The 20,452-nt window shown below is 70.3% G+C and carries 16 protein-coding genes and 1 tRNA gene; 6 read left to right on the top strand and 11 right to left on the bottom strand.

What is annotated here, in order from left to right; translation table 11 throughout:
* The first annotated feature begins 45 nt into the window (after window positions 1-45).
* On the top strand, window positions 46-951 hold the full coding sequence (locus BH708_RS02075; protein ID WP_083713203.1) for a trimeric intracellular cation channel family protein: 906 nt from the start codon (window positions 46-48) through the stop codon (window positions 949-951).
* Between the two features lie 148 nt (window positions 952-1,099).
* Here BH708_RS02075 and aroD read toward each other — a convergent pair whose 3' ends face one another.
* The 8 genes from aroD to polA form a co-directional block, all read right to left on the bottom strand.
* Window positions 1,100-1,903 (bottom strand): type I 3-dehydroquinate dehydratase, encoded by an 804-nt coding sequence (gene aroD, locus BH708_RS02070; RefSeq protein ID WP_157235656.1) that lies wholly within the window; start codon window positions 1,901-1,903, stop codon window positions 1,100-1,102.
* Window positions 1,904-1,913: 10 nt separating this feature from the next.
* A complete protein-coding gene (gene aroB / locus BH708_RS02065) occupies window positions 1,914-2,996 on the bottom strand; it encodes a 3-dehydroquinate synthase (RefSeq protein WP_076806218.1) in 1,083 nt (360 codons plus the stop codon).
* Window positions 2,993-3,547: a shikimate kinase gene (locus BH708_RS02060; protein WP_076806216.1), complete on the bottom strand. Its 555-nt coding sequence runs from the start codon at window positions 3,545-3,547 to the stop codon at window positions 2,993-2,995. Before BH708_RS02060 ends, aroB begins: the two co-directional genes overlap by 4 nt.
* Window positions 3,544-4,791, bottom strand: a complete 1,248-nt coding sequence (gene aroC, locus BH708_RS02055) for a chorismate synthase (protein ID WP_076806214.1) — start codon at window positions 4,789-4,791, stop codon at window positions 3,544-3,546. The genes BH708_RS02060 and aroC overlap by 4 nt, the downstream gene beginning before the upstream one ends.
* Window positions 4,792-4,908: 117 nt before the next feature.
* Window positions 4,909-5,697 carry a hypothetical protein gene (locus tag BH708_RS02050; protein ID WP_076806212.1) on the bottom strand — a complete coding sequence of 263 codons (789 nt, stop codon included), beginning with the start codon at window positions 5,695-5,697 and terminating at the stop codon, window positions 4,909-4,911.
* Window positions 5,698-5,919: 222 nt separating this feature from the next.
* Window positions 5,920-6,750, bottom strand: coding sequence for an HAD-IIA family hydrolase (locus BH708_RS02045; protein WP_076806211.1), 831 nt, complete (start codon window positions 6,748-6,750; stop codon window positions 5,920-5,922).
* A 146-nt stretch (window positions 6,751-6,896) separates the two neighbouring features.
* Entirely contained in the window at window positions 6,897-8,402 is a 1,506-nt protein-coding gene (gene rpsA, locus BH708_RS02040; protein WP_076806209.1) for a 30S ribosomal protein S1, read from the bottom strand.
* Between the two features lie 236 nt (window positions 8,403-8,638).
* Window positions 8,639-11,350 (bottom strand): DNA polymerase I, encoded by a 2,712-nt coding sequence (gene polA, locus BH708_RS02035; protein ID WP_076806207.1) that lies wholly within the window; start codon window positions 11,348-11,350, stop codon window positions 8,639-8,641.
* Between the two features lie 77 nt (window positions 11,351-11,427).
* Between polA and BH708_RS02030 the strand changes: the two genes are divergently transcribed.
* On the top strand, window positions 11,428-11,892 hold the full coding sequence (locus BH708_RS02030) for a PaaI family thioesterase (protein ID WP_083713202.1): 465 nt from the start codon (window positions 11,428-11,430) through the stop codon (window positions 11,890-11,892).
* 27 nt (window positions 11,893-11,919) lie between these two features.
* On the opposite strand, the gene BH708_RS02025 is transcribed toward BH708_RS02030, so the two are convergent.
* Both BH708_RS02025 and BH708_RS02020 read right to left on the bottom strand, forming a co-directional pair.
* The gene (locus BH708_RS02025; protein ID WP_076806205.1) at window positions 11,920-13,272 is read right to left on the bottom strand and encodes an ABC transporter substrate-binding protein; all 1,353 of its coding nucleotides are present in this window, start codon (window positions 13,270-13,272) and stop codon (window positions 11,920-11,922) included.
* A 90-nt stretch (window positions 13,273-13,362) separates the two neighbouring features.
* Window positions 13,363-14,013 carry an ANTAR domain-containing response regulator gene (locus BH708_RS02020; protein ID WP_076806203.1) on the bottom strand — a complete coding sequence of 217 codons (651 nt, stop codon included), beginning with the start codon at window positions 14,011-14,013 and terminating at the stop codon, window positions 13,363-13,365.
* Between the two features lie 109 nt (window positions 14,014-14,122).
* Between BH708_RS02020 and BH708_RS02015 the strand changes: the two genes are divergently transcribed.
* Window positions 14,123-14,205 (top strand) — tRNA-Leu (locus tag BH708_RS02015).
* A 739-nt stretch (window positions 14,206-14,944) separates the two neighbouring features.
* Here the strand turns inward: BH708_RS02015 and BH708_RS19525 are convergent.
* On the bottom strand, window positions 14,945-16,828 hold the full coding sequence (locus BH708_RS19525) for a substrate-binding domain-containing protein (RefSeq protein WP_172805723.1): 1,884 nt from the start codon (window positions 16,826-16,828) through the stop codon (window positions 14,945-14,947).
* A gap of 252 nt (window positions 16,829-17,080) precedes the next feature.
* Between BH708_RS19525 and BH708_RS02000 the strand changes: the two genes are divergently transcribed.
* From BH708_RS02000 to BH708_RS01990, 3 genes are read left to right on the top strand one after another with little or no spacing between them, the layout of a single operon-like run.
* Window positions 17,081-18,535 carry an ABC transporter substrate-binding protein gene (locus tag BH708_RS02000; RefSeq protein ID WP_076806201.1) on the top strand — a complete coding sequence of 485 codons (1,455 nt, stop codon included), beginning with the start codon at window positions 17,081-17,083 and terminating at the stop codon, window positions 18,533-18,535.
* Between the two features lie 12 nt (window positions 18,536-18,547).
* A complete protein-coding gene (locus BH708_RS01995; RefSeq protein WP_083713199.1) occupies window positions 18,548-19,525 on the top strand; it encodes a carbohydrate ABC transporter permease in 978 nt (325 codons plus the stop codon).
* Window positions 19,522-20,418, top strand: coding sequence for a carbohydrate ABC transporter permease (locus tag BH708_RS01990; protein ID WP_083713197.1), 897 nt, complete (start codon window positions 19,522-19,524; stop codon window positions 20,416-20,418). Before BH708_RS01995 ends, BH708_RS01990 begins: the two co-directional genes overlap by 4 nt.
* Window positions 20,419-20,452: the final 34 nt, after the last annotated feature.

The following is a 20,452-nucleotide window of genomic DNA, read 5'->3' as shown; positions in this document are numbered from 1 at the left end:
GTACGGGGAGCACGCCGGGGCGTCCGGAGGGCTACCGTCGAGTCCGTGGACCCCCTCGAACTGCTCGTGACCAACGATCTGCTGCGCGTGCTGGACCTGATCGGCGTGGCCGTCATGGGTGTGGCCGCCGGGGCGCTGGCGGCCCGGCTGAACTTCGACGCCGTCGGCTTCGCGTTCATCGGGATCGTCGCGGGCCTGGGCGGGGGCCTGGTGCGTGATCTGATCCTCGACTACGGCACCCCCGCGGCCTTCGACGGCGGGTGGTACCTGGCCTGCGCGCTGGGCGGATCGCTGTTCGCCTATCTGATCTCCGCCGAGGGGGCATGGTGGCGGCATCTGGTCTCCGTGCTGGACATCGCCGCGATGGCGCTGTGGGCGGCGACCGGCACGGCGAAGTCGATCGGCTACGGCCTGGATCCGCTGCCGGCGATCCTGCTGGGCGTCGTCAGCGCCGTGGGCGGCGGCGTGATCCGCGACGTGCTGGTGGGGCGCGTCCCCGCGATCTTCGGCGGCGGCCCCCTCTATGCGACCGGCGCCCTGGTCACCGCCGTCGGCACGTGGGGGGTCGTCGCGCTCGGGATCCCCTCCCCGTACGTCCTGGTGGCCGTCGGCATCGGGGCCCTGCTGGCGGGGCTCGCGGCCTGGCGCCGCTGGTCGCTGCCCGCGCACAGCGAGTGGCAGGTGACGATGTCCGCCTCCCAGCTGAAGGCGCTGGTGCGCCGCACCCGACGCTCCGAGCGGGAGCGGGTCGCCCACGAGACCGGCGCGATCCCGGTGGTCGACGCCACGGTGGACGACCTGGCCGACGACGTCGGCCTCCGGGACGCCGACGCCGGGGAGTACGCCGAGCGCGCCTTCGCGGAGCACGACGGCGAGGACATCGAGTTCCCGGAGGGCCCTGATCTCGAGCGCGACCCCGACCCCGATGAGGGAGATGACCGGCCGCACTGAGGAGGAGCGTGCACCATGACCCTGGTCGACCGCACCCAGCCGATCCACCCCGGCATGACGATGCATCCGGGGCTGCCCGGTCCCGCTGCCCGTGGCCGGGATGCCCTCGTTCCCCGTCCGCGCCTTCGCCCGCCGCCCCTGAGGCCGTTCAGGGGCGCAGGCGCTCGAGCATCCTGGCGACGTCGTCGGCCTCGAGCTGGCCGGGGGCGGAGCCGCGCCCGACGGACGCGAAGGTCGCGGCGCTGCCAAACGTCTCGACCGACACGCGGCTGACCACGCCGAGCGAGCCCATGGCGATCGCGATGTGCGGTCCCTGCCCCTGTTCGGCGACCGTGAGGCTCGCCGACAGCAGGGTCAGCACGTCCCGCGCGGTGCGCGGGGTGACGGCGATCTTGGGGACGTCGGCGCCGAGGGCGCGCTGGGCGCGGATCCGCTCGACCAGCTCGCCCTCGTCCGGGGTCCCTTCGAGATCATGGTGGGAGCCGATGATGACCACGCCGTTGCGGTGCGCGGTCGCGATCACCCGCGAGACCATCTTCGGGGACCGGGAGGTCTCCACGTCGATCAGGTCGACCTGGGACTGCGTCCCGGCCCGTCGGGAGCCCATGAGGGCCTCCAGCAGGATGGCGAGGTCGGTGTCGCGGGGCTGTCGGCCCCCGCCCTCCGCGGCGGTGCGGTACGTGGCCAGCAGCGCCTTGTCCGGCCCGAGCGCGGCCCGCAGGGGCGACAGCGAGGCCAGCACGGCCTCGCGGTGCTCCTCGGCGTCCTCGAGGTCCGGGCGGAAGCGGTCGATCCGCCACTCGAGGATCCGCGCCGGGGTCGCGACGGCGGCCTCGGCCTGGGCCAGCAGCGCCTCGTGGTCCTCGCCGACCAGCGGCACGATGATCTCGGGCCGGGCACGGCCCAGTTCGATCCCCCGGACCGTCGCGGTCCTCGCAGCGGTGTCGTTCACGATCTCCTCGTCAATCTGCCGTGATGGCGGCGTAGGCGGACAGCAGCAGGGCGGGGTCGGGCCCCTCGAGGCGGGAGACGGATCCGATCCGGTCCAGCACCACGAACCGCAGCAGGCCCGCGCGGGTCTTCTTGTCGCGCTTCATGGCGTCCTCGAGCTTGGGCCATTGCCGGTCGCGGTATGTGGTGGGCAGCCCCAGCGAGGTGAGCACCTGGCGATGCCGGTCCACCTCGGCCTCCGAGAGCTTCCCGGCCAGGTGCGAGAGTTCCGCGGCGAACATCATGCCGACGGAGACCGCGGCACCGTGGCGCCATTGGTAGCGCTCGTTGCGCTCGATCGCGTGGGCGAGGGTATGGCCGTAGTTGAGGATCTCGCGCTCGCCCTGCTCGGTGAGGTCCGCGGAGACGATCCCGGCCTTGATCCGGATCTTGCGCTCGACGACCTCGCGGAAGGCGGCGCTTCCGACGTCGAGCACCGCGGCCGGGTCCTCCTCGATGATCTCCAGGATGCGGGGATCGGCGATGAACCCGCCCTTGACGACCTCGGCGAGGCCGGCGGCGACGTCGTGCGCCCCGAGCCCGGCGAGCACGTCGAGGTCGGCGAGAACCGCCAGCGGTGGGTGGAAGGCGCCGACGAGGTTCTTGCCCTCGGCCGTGTTGATCCCGGTCTTCCCGCCGACGGCGGCGTCGACCATGGCGGCCACCGTGGTGGGGATCTGCAGCACGTCCACGCCCCGGAGCCACGAGGCGGCGACGAAGCCGGCGAGGTCGGTGGCGGCCCCGCCGCCGAGGCCGACGACCAGGTCCTGACGGCCGATCTCGGCCTGCCCGCACACGCCCCAGAGGAAGCCGGCGACCTGCGCGGTCTTGGCCTCCTCCCCGTCGGGAACCTCGGCGGCGAAGGCGTCCCGTCCGGTCTCCGCGATCGCGGCGCGGACCTCCTCGGCGACCTCGCGCAGACTCGGTTGGTGGACGATCACCACACGCCGAGCCCGCTGCGGGACCAGCCCCGGGACAACGGCGAGGATCCCCCGGCCCACACGGACGTCGTAGCCGCCGGTCGGGGTGGTCACGGGGATCACGGTCGTGCTCATGCGTTCTCCTCCTCGGGGCCGGACAGCAGGTCCTGGCCCATCATGTCGGTGATGGTGCGGGCCACCGCCGCAGCGGTCCCGCGCCCGGCGTCGACCCGCCACCGGGCCAGCTCCCGGTAGACGGGGCCCCGCTCGACGGCGAGTTCGCGCCAGCGGATCATCGGGTCCTGGCCCCCGGCGAGCATCGGGCGCCCGTGGCCGCGTCCGAGGCGCCGGGCCGCCACCGACTCGTCGACCTCGAGCAGCACGATGGGACCACCCCGCAGACGCTCCCGCGATGCAGGATGCATGACGGCTCCCCCGCCGAGGGAGAGCACCCCGCGGGTGCCCCGGGACGCGCTCAGAGCACGCTCGAGCACCGCGGCCTCGAGCCGACGGAAGCTCTCCTCGCCCTCGCGGGAGAAGATGTCCGGGATGGGGCGTCCGGCTTCGGCGACGATCATCGCGTCGAGGTCGTCGAAGGGCAGGTCCAGCCGAGCGGCGAGCTCGCGGCCGACGCTGGTCTTGCCGACACCCATCGCCCCCAGCAGGATGACGGCGGGTCCCGTCACGAGGCCCCGCCCGCGCCGCCCACGATCGTCGACTGCAGCGAGACGGTGTCCTCGAGATGGGCGCGGATCTCCTGGACGCTGTCGCCGCCGGTCTTCTCGAGCAGGGCGTCGACGAGGGCGAGGGCGACCACGGCCTCCGCGATGACGGCGGCGGGCGCGACCGCGCACGTGTCGGAACGCTGGTGGTTCGCGGTCGTCTGCTCGCCCGAGACGACATCGATCGTGCGCAGCGCGCGCGGGACGGTCGAGATCGGCTTCAGGGCCCCGCGCACGCGGATCACCTGACCATTGCTCATACCGCCCTCGAGACCGCCCGCACGATTGCTGGCGCGCGGGGTCGCCGCAGCGGGGTCCTGGTCCCCGGCGGCGAGGATCTCGTCGTGGGCGGCGGAGCCGCGGCGGGCGGCGGTGGCGAATCCGTCCCCGATCTCCACGCCCTTCATGGCCTGGATGGACATGACGGCCTGCGCGAGGCGGCCGTCGAGCTTGCGGTCCCATTGGGTGTGGGAGCCGAGCCCGACGGGGACGCCGTAGGCGAGGACCTCGACGACGCCGCCGAGGGTGTCGCCGTCGGCCTTCGCCGCGTCGACCTCGGCGACCATCGCCTCCGAGGTCCCGGGGTCGAAGCAGCGCAGCGGATCGTCGTCCAGGGCGGCGTCATCGCCCGGCGCCGGCAGCGGGGCGTCGTCGGGGACGCGGACGGTGCCGACGGCGAGGGTGTGGGAGACCAGACGGATCCCGGCGGTCTGCTCGAGGATCGCGCTCGCGACGCGACCGGCGACCACCCGGGCCGCCGTCTCCCGGGCGCTGGCGCGCTCGAGGATCGGTCGGGCCTCGTCGAAGCCGTACTTGAGCATGCCCGAGAGATCGGCATGGCCGGGGCGCGGACGGGTCAGGGGCCGATTGCGGGCGATCTCGCGCTCGTCCCCGGTGCCGGCGTCGACCACGAGGTCCTCACGCGGCACCGGATCGGCGCTCATGACCTTCTCCCACTTCGGCCACTCCGAGTTCGCGATCTCGATCGCGAGCGGGGAGCCGAGTGTGCGTCCGTGACGGAGCCCGCCGTGGATCGTCAGCACGTCCTGCTCGAACTTCTGCCGGCTGCCGCGGCCGTGGCCGAGACGGCGACGCGCCAGGGCCGCCTTCAGATCATCACTGGTCAGCTCGACACCGGCGGGGACGCCGTCGAGCAGGGAGATGAGGGAGGGGCCGTGGGACTCCCCGGCCGTGAGCCAGCGCAACATGGCCCCGATCCTCTCATGCGGCGCTGAGGACAGGAGTCGTCGTCCACCGTGCGCGGGCGGCGTCGCCGCCCTGCCGGCACGGCGACGCGACGCCGAGCGGGGCGCACGCCCGAAGGATCACGGGCCCTCGATGCTCACCAGCATCCCCGGAGCCTCCCCGTCGGTGGGGATCGGCAGCAGGGTCACCTCCAGGGTGCGGCCGGATGCCGTCTCCACCGCCGTGCCGGAGACCGGCTCGGCCTCGCGGAGATCGACCTCCGCCTCGACGGACTCGACGACCAGGTCGTCCCGGCCGACGCCGTCCAGCACGTAGTTCGCCCGCTCGACGGCGAGCGTCCGGTCCAGCACCTGCGGGGTGTCAGGATCCGTCTCGTCGAAGACCGGATAGGCGCCGGTGCCGTTCAGACCGTCGTTCAGCGCCGTCGCCGCCTCCGTCGACAGCGGGGCGTCCTGGGAGAAGTAGAGCGCGTAGTCGGTGTCCGTGACGGCGGCGGGAGACATGTACGCGTAGAAGGTCTCCTCCGCGCCGTCGGGCCCGGTGACCGTGCAGGAAACCGTCCCGGCCACGTCGTACAGGTCGAGGCTGCCGGCGCAGTCCGCCCGGTCCCCCGCGCCCGGGTCCCCGGCGCGGCTGCCGAGACGCTCGGCGATGGCGGAGGCGGACACGGAGGTGTCCCCCGCGGCCCGCTCCTGCGGCGTGAAGACCTCCGGCCCCGTGGTGAACAGGTCCGTCGGGGTGTCGGTGCGGGACTCGATCTCGCCGGGCGCCTCGGTGGCAGCGCCGGCGGCGGGCTGCGGAGCCGGTTCGGCGGAGGCGAGGGACCCCCCGGCGAGGGTCAGCCCCGTCAGCAGCGGGACGGACAGTCCCAGCGCGGTCAGGGCCCTGATCGGACGTCGGCGAGTCATCGTCGTCTCCTTCGCTCTGCGGCCCGGCCGCCCTCTGGCGCCCCGGGGACCCGCCGGGTGGAACGGTCGACGTCGGGATGATCCCGAGCCGCACGACTTGACCATTCCTTGACCGCGTTGCGAGTCAGGCATGACCTTTCCAGAGCGGGGCGGGAGGGTCAAGCACCATCGCCACGACATGCACGGGGCCCACACACGATCTGCATACCAGCCCTCGTCAGGTCAGTCCTCGTCGAGCTCGACGGACTCCAGCGGGGTGAGCGACTCGACGAGCGGGACGACATCGGCGATGCCGTCCATGACGGCAGTGGGACGGTAGGGGTACTGCGCGATCTCGTCCTCGCTGGTGGAGCCCGTGAGCACCAGCACGGACCTCATCCCCGCTTCGAGGCCCGATTTCACGTCGGTGTCCATGCGGTCCCCGATCATCACGGAGGTCTCGGAATGCGCACCGATGCGGTTCAGGGCGGTGCGCATCATCAGGGGATTGGGCTTGCCGATGTAGTACGGGTTGATGCCCGTGGCCGCGGTGATCATAGCGGCCACGGAGCCGGTGGCCGGCAGCGGTCCCTCCGAGCTCGGCCCGGTGACGTCCGGGTTGGTGGCGATGAACTTCGCCCCGTTCGTGATCAGGCGGATGGCGCGGCTGATCGACTCGAACGAATAGGTGCGGGTCTCCCCCAGCACCACGAACTCGACGTCGGTGTCGGCGAGGATGAACCCCTCGTCATGCATCGCACTGGTGAGTCCGGCCTCGCCGATCACGTAGGCGGCGGAGCCGGGGGCCTGCTCGGCGAGGAAGCGGGCCGTGGCCAGGGCGCTCGTCCAGATCGACTCCTCGGGGATGTCGAAGCCGCTGCGGGAGAGGCGGGCCCGGAGGTCCCGGGGTGTGAAGATCGAGTTGTTGGTGAGCACCAGGAAGGGCCGCCCGAAGCGCTGCAGCGCCGCGATGAAGTCGGCCGCTCCGGGCAGGGCGGACTGTTCGTGGACGAGTACCCCGTCCATGTCGGTGAGCCAGGAATGGATCGGATGGTCATCGAGAGCGGTGGTCATGGCACCAGTGTGCCCTGCAGGACGCCGTGGATGCAGGTCCGTTCGGGGCGCGTCGGAGGGCGAGGCCCGAACTCGGCCCCGGAACGAGGCAGCGGCCCGACCCCTTCCGGGGCCGGGCCGCTGCCTGTGGCGAACGGATCAGTCGATCAGTTGCCGGTGAGCTTGGCGCGCAGGGCGGCCAGTGCCTCGTCGGAGGCCAGCGTGCCCTCGTCCGTGGTGCTCGACTGGTAGGAGGACTGCGCCGCGGGCGCAGCCGCCGGAGTCGAGGACGACGTGGACGAGGAGGAGGACGACGACTCGGCGGCCGGCGCGTTCGCGGACTCCTCGTCGGCCTTGATCGCCTCGGCGACCTGCGTCTTGTGGGCGGTCCAGCGCTCGTAGGCGGCAGCGTACTGACCCTCCCACTCCTCGCGCTGAGCCTCGTAGCCCTCGAGCCACTCGTTGGTCTCCGGGTCGAAGCCCTCGGGGTACTTGTACTCGCCGTTCTCGTCGTACTCCGCGGCCATGCCGTACAGGGCCGGATCGAAGGTGGTGTCATCACCCTCGGGGTCCACGCCCTCGTTGGCCTGCTTCAGCGACAGCGAGATGCGGCGACGCTCGAGATCGATGTCGATGACCTTGACGAAGACGTCCTGGTCGACGGTGACGACCTGCTCGGGCAGATCCACGTGGCGCTGAGCCAGCTCGGAGATGTGCACCAGGCCCTCGATGCCGTCCTCGACGCGCACGAAGGCGCCGAAGGGGACGAGCTTGGTGACCTTGCCCGGGACGACCTCGCCGATGGCGTGGGTGCGGGCGAACAGCTGCCACGGGTCCTCCTGGGTCGCCTTCAGCGACAGGGAGACGCGCTCGCGATCCATGTCCACGTCGAGCACCTCGACGTTGACCTTCTGCCCGACCTCGACGACCTCGGAGGGGTGGTCGATGTGCTTCCAGGAGAGCTCGGAGACGTGCACCAGGCCGTCCACACCGCCGAGATCGACGAACGCGCCGAAGTTGACGATGGAGGACACGGCGCCCTCGCGCACCTGGCCCTTCTGCAGGGTCTGCAGGAAGTCGGAGCGGACCGCGGACTGGGTCTCCTCCAGGTAGGCGCGGCGCGACAGGACCACGTTGTTGCGGTTCTTGTCGAGCTCGATGATCTTCGCCTCGATCTCCTGGCCGACGTAGGGCTGCAGATCGCGCACGCGACGCATCTCGACGAGGGAGGCGGGCAGGAAGCCGCGCAGGCCGATGTCGACGATGAGACCACCCTTGACGACCTCGATGACGCGGCCGGTGACGACGCCCTCGTCGTCCTTGATCTGCTCGATCGTGCCCCAGGCGCGCTCGTACTGGGCGCGCTTCTTGGACAGGATCAGCCGGCCTTCCTTGTCCTCCTTCTGGAGGACCAGGGCCTCGATCTCGTCGCCGACCTCGACGACCTCACCGGGGTCGACGTCGTGCTTGATGGACAGCTCTCGCGAGGGGATGACGCCCTCGGTCTTGTAGCCGATGTCCAGGAGGACCTCATCGTGATCGACCTTCACCACGGTGCCCTCGACGATGTCACCATCGTTGAAGTACTTGATGGTCGCATCGATGGCAGCCATGAGTTCGTCGGCGCCGCCGATGTCGTTGATGGCGATCTGGGGGGTCGTGGTGTCGGTCATGTAGGTATGGACTCCGTCGGGACAGGTATGAGTAGGAACGATGGGCGTGCGGCGACCCGCGAGGGGCGCATCCGTGCACGGCGGCTCCCGACGGGCGGGACGGTCCGCGCACAGACCCCCACGAGCTTACCAGCAGTCCCTGCGAAGCGCGAGGGACCAGGGCGCTCGGCCACCGCGGACCCGTGTGAGGTCGGTCGCCCCGCCATCGCACACCACCGCCGTCGGACCCCGGGCCGTCAGTGCGCCGCCTCGCGCCAGGTGCGACCGACGCCGACGCCGACCTCGAGCGGGACCGAGAGATCGTAGGCGCGGTCCATCCCCTCGACCACGATCCTCCGGACGGCGTCGAGCTCGCCCGGGGCGACCTCGAGCACGAGCTCGTCGTGGACCTGCAGCAGCATCCTCGAGTCGAGCGCGTCCGCGCGCATCCGTCGCTCCACGGCGAGCATCGCGAGCTTGATGATGTCGGCGGCGCTGCCCTGGATCGGGGAGTTCAGGGCGACGCGCTCGGCGTTCTCCCGGCGCTGGCGGTTGTCGGAGGTGAGGTCCGGCAGGTAGCGGCGTCGGCCGAGGATGGTCTCGGTGAATCCGGTGGACCGAGCCGTCTCGACGCTCCGATGCAGGTAGTCCCGCACCCCGCCGAAGCGCTCGAAGTAGCCGTCGCGGAGGTCGGTCGCCTCCGCCCGGGAGATCCGCAGCTGCCGGGAGAGCCCGAAGGCGCTCAGCCCGTAGGCGAGGCCGTAGCTGACGGCCTTGGTCTTGGAGCGCATCGCCGGGTCGACGGCGTCCGGCGAGACCCCGAACACGCGGGAGGCGACGAAGTTGTGCAGGTCCTCGCCCGTCTGGAAGGCCTCGATCAATCCGGCGTCCTCGGACAGGTGCGCCATGATGCGCATCTCGATCTGGGAGTAGTCGGCCGTCAGCAGCGTCTCGTATCCCTCCCCCGCGACGAAGACGTCGCGGATGCGCTGGCCCTCCGCGGTGCGCACCGGGATGTTCTGGAGGTTGGGTTCGGTGGAGGCGAGCCGACCGGTCGCCGCGGCGGTCTGCTGGAACGTCGTATGGACCCGCGAGGAGCTGTCGTGGACCTTGTCCAGGCCGACGACGTACCCGGTCAGCTTGCTCATCTCCCGGAAGCGCAGCAGCCAGGACAGGAAGTCGTGGCCCGAGGACCCCGGCTCCAGCTTCTCCAGGAGGTCGGTGAGGGACTCCGCGTCGGTGGAGTGGCCGGAGGAGATCTTCCGCGTGGTCGGCAGCGCGAGGGTCTCGAACAGCACCACCTGCAGCTGCTTGGGGGAGGCGAGGTTGACCTCCTCGCCCACGATCGCGCCGGCCTCCCGCTTGGCCTGGGAGACGAAGCCCTCGAACTCCTCGCGCAGCGCCGCCAGCGCCCTCTGGTCGATCGCGATGCCCCGTGCGTGCATGGTCTCCAGCACCGTCTGCAGGGGTCGCTCGAGGTCCTCGAGGATGCCGACGGCCCAGGGCTCCTCGCCGTGGCGGCGCGTGAGCTCCTCGGCCGCCGGGTGCAGCGCCGAGGCGGCCTCGGCCAGCCGGGCGCCCGCGGCGGCGACGTGGCCCGAGCGCACCTCGGGCGTCTCCTTCGCCAGGGAGGAGTCGGCAGGTTTGCGCGGCCGCGGGTCGAAGCGGGCGCCCCCCAGCTCCGTGCCCAGCGCCTCGGCGTCATAGCTGCGCGCCCCGGGCCGCAGGACGAAGGCCTCCAGAGCCAGGTCCCGGGCCCGCTCACCGAGCGGGTAACCGTTCAGCTGCAGCCAGGAACGCACCGCGGGGACGTCGGTGGTGCGCACCTCCCGCGTGCCCCCGAGCGACTCGGACAGCACGGAGGACGCGTCGGGGTCGAGCTGCTCGAGGCGGACCGCGGCCCGGGCCCGGCCGGTCGCGATCCCCAGCATCGGCCCGCCGCGCACGTCGTCGGCGATCGTCAGGGCCAGCGGCTCGGAGTCCTCCCCCAGCAGAGCGTGCAGGCCGGTCGCCCCGTCGAGCTCGAGCACCTCCACGACCGGTTCCTGCTCCGCGGACGCGTCCCCGTCCTCGCCGAACAGCACCGCCGGCAGATCGCGCCGGATGGTGTCGCCGAAGGCGAGCTCGTCGAACACGGCCGCGATGCGCTCGCGGCCCCCGCCGCCGAGCGCGTAGCGACCGGGATCGGTCGGCAGGTCGAGGTCGAGGACCGCGGCGTTCATCAATCGGTTGCGCTCGACGTCCTCGAGATGGTCGCGCAGCGACTGGCCGGCCTTGCCGGAGATCTCGCCGGCATGGGCGATGATGCCGGGCAGATCGCCGTACTTCACGATCCACTTCGCGGCGGTCTTGGGGCCGACACCCGGCACCCCGGGCAGATTGTCGGCCGCCTCGCCGACCAGGGCGGCGAGATCGGAGTACCGCTCCGGCGGGATCCCGTACTTCTCCTCGACGGCGGCGGGCGTCATCCGGCGCATCTCGGTGACGCCCTTGACCGGCTGCAGCATGGTGACCTTCTCGTCCACCAGCTGGATCGCGTCGCGATCGCTGGTGACGATCAGCGCCTCCCCGCCCTCGCGGGCGGCGCGCGTGGCGAGGGTGGCGATGATGTCGTCGGCCTCGTAGTCCTCGACGGTCAGCCAGCACACCCCGAGCGCGTCGAGCACCTGCATGATCAAGTCGATCTGGCCGACGAACTCGGGCGGGGTCACCTCACGCCCGCCCTTGTACTGATCGTAGATGCGGTCGCGGAAGGTGCCGCCGGGCAGGTCGAAGGCGACCGCGACGTGGGTCGGCCGCTCCGAGGTCACGACGTTGATGAGCATCCGGGCGAAGCCGTAGACGGCGTTGGTCGCCTGCCCGCGCCCGTCGCTGAAGCCGTCGGCAGGCAGCGCGAAGAAGGCGCGGAACGCCATGGCGTGCCCGTCGATCAGAAGGATGCGCTGGTCACCGGTGTCGCTCGCACTCATGAGGAGAAGTCTCGCACGTCGGGCGGACGTCCGCAGATCCGGCGGCCGGGAGGTGCCGCGTGTGGCACGCTCGGGGCATGAGTTCCCTGAGCGACCTGCCCGAGATCCCCTCCTCCCCGCTGACCGGCCAGCGCCTGCGCGCTCTGGTCGCCCCCATGATCCGGGGCACGATGGTGGAGCGGTGCGGGATGGAGCTGCGCGAGCTGGATGCGCGGGGCGGGATCATGACCATGCCGGTGGCGGGCAACACCCAGCCGGCCGGTCTGCTGCACGGCGGCGCGACCATCGCGCTGGCCGAGTCGATCGCCTCCTTCGCGGCGATGCTGCAGGCGCGCGAGGTCCACGGCGAGGGGGCGCAGGCGGTCGGCACCTCGGTCTCCGCGCTGCACCATCGTTCGGCGCGCTCCGGCACCGTCACCGCGACCTGCACCGTCCGTCATGCCGGCCGGCAGGTCGCGAGCTATCTGGTGGACGTGCACGACGAGTCGGGGGCGCTGCTGAGCACCGTCACCGTCCAGACCATGCTGCTGCCGTCGCGCTGAGCGCGCGGTCACCCGACGGAGCGCGGGTCACTCGGGGGTCTCGAAGTCCTGGTCGCCGTCGGCCTGTCTCTCGTTGGCCTCGTTCCAGGCGAAGGTCCGCAGCGTCCCGGTGCGAGGGTCCTTGGCCGATCCCAGCTCGAGCGGGCCCATCCGCCCGCTGTAGGAGACCGTCGTTCGTTCCTGCGTCTGCACCCCGGTGCGCAGGATCGAGCTGCAGTCGCCGTAGCTCGAGCACTCCTCGGTCCCGGTGAGCACCGCGCCGACGGAGGCGGCGATGTCGACCCCGTCGACCGACAGGGCGTCCTGGGCCGCCAGGCAGGCCAGCACCGCGGCATCGTAGGCCTGCTGCGAGTATCCGTAGCCCGTGCGCTGGAGGGACGCATCGAGGTTGAGCATCATGTTCACGTGGTCGACGGTGAGCTCGGCCCCGGGAAGATACCCGGTCGCCGAGCTGAGCGACTCCGGCGCGAGCTCGGCGGCGCCGTAGTCCACGCTCGCGGCCGGGCTGAGCCGGCGCGCGAACTCGACGGTGGGACGCTTCCCCTCCTCATCGAGCGTGGCCTCGTGCAGCGCGGACAGCAGCGGCCCCGCCTCGGGGCCCGTGTTGAGCACCAGCAGGGCCGGCGGGGTCGTCAAGATCTTCTCGACGATGGGGGCGCTCTTCCCCATCGACCCGGCCGGGTAGAAGTGCTCGGCGACGACCCCGCCCCCGTCGGGGTCGAGGATCCGGCTGAGCTCCTCGCGCAGGCTGTGCCCGTGCGCGGTGTCCTCGGAGAGGAGAGCGACCGTTCCCGGGGGGCCGCCCTTGTCCGAGCTGGCCGCCCAGGAGGCCTCCGCGTACAGCGCGGCCAGCGCGATGTCGTTCGGCGCCAGGCGGATCAGCATGTTCGAGGAGATTACCTCGGGGGCGCGCACGCTCATGCCCGAGGTGAACACGTCGATCACCGCGATCCCGGCGTCGACGAAGGCGGGGATCGCGGCGATCAGGGCCTCTTCGTCGATCGAGGTGATCACCGCGTTCACCCCGGCCTCGGCGAACCCGGCGATGACGTCGGTGAGATCCTCGCCGGGCTCGGCCATCACGTGGCGCTCGAGGAGGGTGACCTCGTGGCCGAACAGGCCGCCCCACCGTTTGTTCACGTCGATCATCGCCTGGCCGAGGGCCAGGCTGATCGGCGTCTCGAAGGCCGCGGACCGCCCGACGGAGGAACCGATCGAGCCCAGGGTCAGCGGCGTGTCCGGCTCGGTGAGGGCCTGGCCCGTCGGCCCTGTCGTCTCGGGCTGCCTCCCACGACGTCCGCCGGTGCAGGCCGACAGGGACCCGGCGCCGAGCACCCCCGCCCCGAGGCCGCGCACCAGCGTGCGCCGCGAGATCGACATCTCCCTGTGCTCCCCCTCTCGTCCCGGCGGGCCCCGGCGCCGGATCGATGGTCCCGACGCGCTCCGGGAGCCCGTCGGTCCGTCAGTGCGTCATTCCTTGCCGGCGCCGCCGAGCTGGTCGATCACGGCGTCGGCGACCTCGCGCATCGTCAGCCGACGATCCATGGAGGTCTTCTGGACCCAGCGGAACGCCTCCGGCTCCGACAGGCCCATGTTCGTCTGCAGCAGGCCCTTGGCGCGGTCCACGCGCTTGCGGGTCTCGAACCGCTCGCCGAGGTCGGCGATCTCGGACTCGAGCTGGGTGATCTGCGTGAAGCGGGAGATCGCGATCTCGATCGCGGGCAGCAGGTCCGCGGGGGTGAACGGCTTGACCACGTAGGCCATGGCGCCGGCGTCCCGCGCCCGCTCGACCAGCTCGGCCTGTGAGAAGGCGGTGAGCATCACGACGGGGGCGAGATTGTCCTCACCGATCCGCTCGGCGGCGGTGACGCCGTCGGTCTGCGGCATCTTCACGTCCATCACGACCACGTCGGGGCGCAGTTCGCGGGCCTTGTCCACGGCGCTCTCGCCGTCGCCGACCGCGGCGACGACCTCGAATCCGGCCTCGGTCAGGGTCTCCACGATGTCCATGCGGATGAGGCTCTCGTCCTCGGCCACCACCGCGGTGCGGCGGGAGCTGCCCTCCTCCGGGGCGGAGAGGTCCTGGGGGTCGTCGGGAAGGGAAGCGTTCTCGTCTGTCATGTCGCCCTGTGTCTCGGGTTGTGCCCTGCCCCCGGGTGCGCTGCACCCGCGTGGTCGAGGACGGTGGTCATCAGCGGTATTCTAGTCCAGCCCTCCCGCGAGGGGGCGAGCCGGATTGGCGGAATGGTAGACGCGGCGCACTCAAAATGCGCTGTCCGTGAGGGCGTGCGGGTTCGAGTCCCGCATCCGGCACCCTTAACCATGAGCTGTGACCTGCACCGATGCCCCCAGAATGACCCAGGCCAGGCCGATTTGAGCACGGTTTGAGCACATACTTTCTCTGAGCACGCGTGGACCGACCCACGTAGTCCACCCCACATCGGGCCGCAGCTCGGCGATGAATCACAGGCGATCGCTCCGCTGGCCCCTCCCCTCGCCCAGCACGTGATGCGCGCCCCGCCCGCGAGACTGTCAGCATCTACGCCACGGAGGGACTTCCCACGTCGCCAGGCGATCAGATCCCGGCAGCCCTCGCCGCGCGCATCGTCGGAATCGATCGCTGGCCATGCGCGGATTCGCCATCGCCACCGGTTGGGTCGACTCGGTGGACGACCCGGTCGCTCTACGCACCGACCGCCGCGGCCGCGAGAGCGCCGCACGCTCCGCCACCGTCAACATCGAGCGCCGCCTGGCCGACCTCACCACCAGACCGGCCAAGGCCTGTCGGCGAATCCCGCTGGCTCGGCCGCCGTGTGAAGGTCGGGACCGGTGGCGCGCTCCTCCCGCTGTCCCCGTGAGGACAATGGTGGTGTTCGACCCGCCATGCTGCCGCGGACCCGGCATACCGGAAGGCGATCCCTCACAAGGGGGTGGGCATCATCTGCGGACGCTTCACACTGTCGTTCGGAGTCGATCGCAGGCGCAAGGCAGCTGCAAGGCCTCGACGTGTGGATACAGCGAACGCAGTACAGCTGTGCCACGGCGGTGCGCCTCAGGAGGTGGAACCGCGCACCATGAGTCGGTGTGGGGCAATGACGTGAATTGGCGCGTCTCGCGAACTGCCCTTTGCAGGATAATCCGTCACCAAGGAAACTGCCGTGCGGGCGATGACGTCGAAGGCCGGCGCAATCGAGGTGAGACCGGGGGTGGAGTAGACGGCGTCGTTGGAGTTGTCGAAGCCGATGACGGCGACGTCCTCGGGGATGTTCACTCCCCGGGCCAGCAGGGCGTGCTGAGCGCCGAGAGCGAGCTCGTCGTTGAAGCCGACGACAGCGTCAAAGGGGACGCCCCGGTCCAGCAGCTCCAGCAGCGCCCGTTCGCCTTCGTCGCGGCGCCACAAGGTGGCAGGGAGCATGAGCGCTGGGTCGAGGTCCACTCCATGGCGGTCGGCCGAGGCTCGGCATCCCCGAACCCGCGCTTCGGCCACGGCGCGGGGTGCGATACCCAGCATGACTACGCGACGGCGACCGATCTCTAAGAGGTGGTCCATGGCGGTCGTCGCGGCGTCGGCATTGCTGATGGTGATCTGATCGGCGCCGATTCCTTGGACCGCCTCGCCGAGCACGACGAGGGGGCCAGTAGTGGTCAGGCGGCTCAGGGTGTCGTGGCGTAACGCGTGGGCGGCGATGATCAGCCCATCGGCTCGGCGCCGTGCGCTATCGATGACGCGGAGCTCCCGATGCAGATCTCCTCGGGTGGTCTGGACGAGCACGCTCAACTGGTGGCGTTCGGCTTCGTCGATGATCTTCTCGGCCAGTTCCGCGAAGTAGCTCAGGCGGAGCTCAGGGACAGCGAGCACCAACGCGCCGTGACGCCCGGTGCGCAGCTGGCGGGCTGCGGTGTTCACCTGATAGCCGAGCTCCCGGACGGCGTGATCGATACGGCGCTGAGTGCCCGGTGCGACGTGCTTTGCGCCGGTGAGAGCGTTTGAGACCGTCTTGATCGACACGTCGGCCGCGGTCGCGACGTCCCGCATCGTCACGCGCGAGGGTCGCGCGATGGATACGTCGCCGTCAGACCAGATGACGGTATCCGCGGAGATGGCAGAGTCCCGCAAGCGCTCTCGGAGAGAGCTCAGCCCGTCGACGTCGCCGGCGACCGCTGCTGCCACGGTGAGTGCCTCAACGGCCCGTCGCCACTCGGAGAAGGTGTCAACCGCCGCCGTTTCTCCGGTCTCCTGGATGCCGGCCCCGGTGCCGATCACCTGCGCTCCGCGCTCACGGGCATTCTCCAGGAACTCCGCGACATCCTTCTCGGAGGGGTGGGCGACACCGGTGCGATCTTCGTGGGCGCGTGCTGCGGCGAGCTCGGCTGCGATCTCTCGCGCGGCCTCCAATCCGGCTCGTCTCGGTCCCTGGCGCGCGGGGGCCTCCCCCGCCGAGTGCCCGTCCGCCTCGCGCTCCGCTTCGACGAAGGCCACGAGGCCGACGGGCGGGTTCAGCAGGAGCCCCACGATGCGTCCGGGGCGGAGGATCATCGTCGGCCGGGTGTCGAACTCGAGCGCACCGGCCTCGGAGGGAGCCAGACCGTACTGAGTCCAGGCTCGCGCAACCGTCGCGGAGCTGATTCCCAGAGCGTTCGCGAGTGTGCGTGTGCTCCAGCGCCCGCTCGCGGCCTCCGCCGAACTCGGCGCCCGCAGGGCCCGCGCTACGATCTCCGCCGGGCTCAGCGCCTGTGGGCGACCCGGCCGCGGACGGTCCCGGAGGCAGTCGACCCCTTCGGCGCCGTAGCGGCCGCGCCATCGTAGAACGCTCTGTCGCGAGGCGCCGAGGCTTTCGGCGATCTCGGTATTCGAGATGCCGTCGGCCGCAGCGAGGAGGATTCTCGCCCGTTGTGCTGCGGCGGGATCGGTGCCCTCAGCGACCGTCTCCAGCACCTCCCGGTCTCCCGCTCGCAGCCTCAGCGGGGCCGCTGGTCGTCTGGCCATGGGGGCTCCTCACATCGTCCTCGCGCAGAGCTTAACGTACCGATTGTTCTGTATCACTGAAGCGGCACTCGCTGTCCAAACAGTCGGCACTCGACTGGCCTTGACGTGCCAATTTGCTTCTCTCTGTGCGTTGACAGTCCTGACGAGCCCGTCTAGCGTCCACGCCAGTACAACGTCGTACCACGACCTTCAGGAGCCTCCATGGTCATCATCACCCGCCGCCGATTACTCGCCCTCACCGCACTCGCATCCGCCACGTCCGCGACCGCCTGCTCCCGCTCGTCGTCCTCCGGGGATGGCGGAGCCGGTGAAGGGTCCTCGAATGTGCTGTGGTGGGACCACTTCGACCCCTTGGAGAAGGCCCTGACGGGTCTTTTCGACGATTTCGCCGCCGACGGCGGAGCGGAGGTCGAACGCACCGTCTACAACCCCAACGACATGGGCCAGGCTCTCCAGCTCGCTCAGACCAGCGATCAGCTGCCGGACGTGTTCACGAATCTCTTCAGCGTCCCGTCGGCCGCCCTGGTCGCCGACGGCACCGTGGGCCCAGTCACGCTGGACGACGAAGCCCAGCAAGCGGTCGCCGAGGTGCTGTTCGAGGGAATCCACGTCTTCGACGGACAGGTGCACTCAGTCCCGATCTTCAGCCACCAGCAGCATTCGAGCCTTGCCTGGATGAACCGGGAGATGGTGCAGGCTGCAGGTCACGACCCGGATGCCGGGGCGCTCAGTTGGGATGGATTCCGCTCACTCTGCGCCGATCTGGTCTCTGCCGGCACCACAAGTCCGTGGATCACGAACCTGGCGTTTCCCGACCGCATGGGCGAGCATCTGGTGGACCTGGCCCAGGCCGCCGGTCAGGCGTTGGCCCACGGCGGCGGCAGCGCAGGCGTCACCGATCCCGCCACCGGCGAGTACGTATTCCACGCCGACGCATTCGTCGACTCACTCGAGTTCCTGAAGTCCCTGATCTCCGACGGATACATGCTCCCCGCCTCGACCTCTCTGGACGCACGGGAGGCGCGGGTGCGCTGGGCTTCCGGTGATGCCGCGATCTTCTTCGACGGCCCGTGGAATGCCGGCGTGGTGGCCGGCGAGTTCGCGGACTTTCTGCCGGTATTGGCGGTGTCGAACGTGCCCTCGCCCGACGGAAAGGGCGTCACTGCCCGCGGACCGGCCGAGGGCCAGTTCTGGCGCAACGCGGCCTCCACCCACGTCGACGCCGTCGGCGGCTTGTTCTCCCTGCTCACTCGGCCGGAGTTCAGCGCCGCCCTCGCGGCGAACATGGATCAGCCTCCCACCGACCTCGACGCCGTGAGCTCCGCCGATGTTGCGGACGCTTACGCCGCGGCGATCGGCATCTTCCGCAAGAACTGCTTCCTCGCTCCCAGCCCGGTAGCCCGCAACGCGGCCGTCGGGACCGTCATTGCACAAATGGACGACGTACGCCCGAACCTGGGCGAGATCGCCCAGGGCTACCTGGGCGGCGACCTCGACGACGCACGATCCGCATTGAAGACCTATTCGCACGCCGTCACCGCGGAGCGGGAGAAGGCGATCGACGCCGTCACCGCCGACGGCACCGAGGTCTCCCTCGATGACTGGGTCTTCGAGGACTACCACCTTGGCGACGACTACGACGCGACGAAGTACTGAGGAGGGAAGAAGATGACCGGGACTCTCGCACCGTCGTCCGCGTCGGAGCAGGTCGCCCCTCCGTCGGGTCGTGCACGTCCGCCCACCGACGGCCCGGGAGGCAACCGCTCCCCGTGGTGGATCGCCCTCTTCCTCGCTCCCACACTGATCTTGTTCACGCTGTACACGGTGTGGCCGAGTCTTTCGAGCATCTACTACTCGATGCTCGAATGGCGCGGTCTCGGACAGGCCCGCAGCTTCACCGGACTGGATAACTTCGCCCGCCTGCTGTCCGACGATCTGTTCTGGAAGTCGTTAGGCATCACACTGCTGATCATCGTGGTGACCGTGCCGATCCGCGTCGGCGCCTCGCTCGTGCTCGCGATGATGCTGAACGACCCGCGACTGCCCTTCGCCGGGCTGCTGCGCACCGCGTTCTTCGTGCCGGTGGTGGCGACCACCGCGATCGTAGGTATCTTGATGGGCTTCGTGCTCGACCCTTCCAGTGGTCCTGTCAACGCGCTGCTGGAGCTGGTGGGCCAGGGGCCCGTCGACTTCCTGGGCAGCTCGGACACCGCGCTCGGCAGCGTCATGGGGGTTCACGTGTGGAAGTGGATGGGGGTGACGCTCATCTACTGGCTGGCCGCACTGCAGACCGTGCCCCGCGAACTGCTGGATGCCGCGGAAGTCGACGGAGCCGGACCCTGGCAGCGCCTGCGGCACGTGACGCTGCCGCTGCTGACACCCTTCGCCATCATCATCACAGTGCTCACAGTGGTGGAGACCATGCAGATCTTCGATCTGGTGGTCACCATGACCGGCGGCGGCCCCTTCTTCTCGACCATGGTCACCGAGGTCTACATCTACGACACGGCCTTCGGCGACGGCCGCCCGGATCTCGGGTACGCCTCCGCGATCGGCGTCGCCTTCGGTGTGATCACCGTCCTGCTCATCGGATCGCTGACCGCCCTGATGTCGCTGGCACGACGGAGACAGGAGCGGCACCGATGACCGCCGACGCTACGTCGACCGTCCACCCCGCGGATGATCGCCCCGCCCTCACGAAGCACCGACGGATCCCTCGGCGTGCGCTGCGCTGGCTCCAGACCCTCGGGCTCGCAGTCCTCGGCCTCGTCTGGCTATACCCGCTGCTCTGGGTGCTCTCAGCCTCGTTCAAGGACTCTCTGGACATTTTCGCGAGCGGCCTTAATCTGATCCCTGAGACCTGGCACCCCGAGAACTACGCCGCAGCCTGGTCTGAGGCCGGGTTCTCGCAATACATGCTCAACTCCGTCGTCATCACGGCAGCGAGCATCGTGCTGGTGGTGGTGCGCTGCGCGACCGCCGGCTACGTGCTCGCTCGCTACCGCTTTCGGGGCCGCCGGCTCATCATGACAGTGCTGGTGGCCACGATGTTCATCCCCACCGGCCTATTCATCGTGCCCGTGGTGGAGCTGTCCGACCTGCTGGGCCTGCTGAACACTCGCGCGGGGTTGGTGCTCGCCATGGCCGGCGGCGGCAATGTCGCTGCCGTCCTGCTGTATATGGGGTTCTTCTCCCGGATCCCGAAGGAGCTGGAAGAGGCCGCGGTGATCGATGGCGCAGGCTTCCTGCGCACGTTCTTCCGAGTGATGCTGCCGCTGTCGGGACCGGTCACCGCCACCGTGGTGGTGCTGACGTTCCTGGGCACCTGGAACAACTTCTTCCTGCCCTTGGTGTTCACCTTCTCCACTCCCGAGAACCGCACGGTGGCCGTGGGGATGCTCGCCTTCCAGGGCACGAACTCCACGGACTGGGCGGGCCTGGCCGCAGCCGCTTCGATCTCCCTGCTGCCCATCCTTGCCCTGTTCCTGCTGCTCCAGCGTCACTTCGTCGAAGGGATCGCCGGTGCCGTGAAGAACTGACGGCCCCTGCCCGCCTTCTCCACCCGGAAGCGAG

The organism is Brachybacterium sp. P6-10-X1 (genome assembly GCF_001969445.1).
Taxonomy (GTDB): Bacteria; Actinomycetota; Actinomycetes; order Actinomycetales; family Dermabacteraceae; genus Brachybacterium.
The sequence above is the reverse complement of the archived record's forward strand: the minus strand, read 5'-3'. Positions and strand labels throughout refer to the sequence as shown.

Bases quoted from the DNA above. Each gene is read 5' to 3' on its own strand.
- aroB (WP_076806218.1), bottom strand. From the start codon at position 2,996: ATGAGCACGACCGTGATCCCCGTGACCACCCCGACCGGCGGCTACGAC.
- aroC (WP_076806214.1), bottom strand. From the start codon at position 4,791: ATGTTGCGCTGGCTCACGGCCGGGGAGTCCCACGGCCCCTCCCTCATC.
- BH708_RS02050 (WP_076806212.1), bottom strand. From the start codon at position 5,697: ATGACTCGCCGACGTCCGATCAGGGCCCTGACCGCGCTGGGACTGTCC.
- BH708_RS02045 (WP_076806211.1), bottom strand. From the start codon at position 6,750: ATGACCACCGCTCTCGATGACCATCCGATCCATTCCTGGCTCACCGAC.
- rpsA (WP_076806209.1), bottom strand. From the start codon at position 8,402: ATGACCGACACCACGACCCCCCAGATCGCCATCAACGACATCGGCGGC.
- polA (WP_076806207.1), bottom strand. From the start codon at position 11,350: ATGAGTGCGAGCGACACCGGTGACCAGCGCATCCTTCTGATCGACGGG.
- BH708_RS02030 (WP_083713202.1), top strand. From the start codon at position 11,428: ATGAGTTCCCTGAGCGACCTGCCCGAGATCCCCTCCTCCCCGCTGACC.
- BH708_RS02025 (WP_076806205.1), bottom strand. From the start codon at position 13,272: ATGTCGATCTCGCGGCGCACGCTGGTGCGCGGCCTCGGGGCGGGGGTG.
- BH708_RS02020 (WP_076806203.1), bottom strand. From the start codon at position 14,013: ATGACAGACGAGAACGCTTCCCTTCCCGACGACCCCCAGGACCTCTCC.
- BH708_RS02000 (WP_076806201.1), top strand. From the start codon at position 17,081: ATGGTCATCATCACCCGCCGCCGATTACTCGCCCTCACCGCACTCGCA.
- BH708_RS01995 (WP_083713199.1), top strand. From the start codon at position 18,548: ATGACCGGGACTCTCGCACCGTCGTCCGCGTCGGAGCAGGTCGCCCCT.
- BH708_RS01990 (WP_083713197.1), top strand. From the start codon at position 19,522: ATGACCGCCGACGCTACGTCGACCGTCCACCCCGCGGATGATCGCCCC.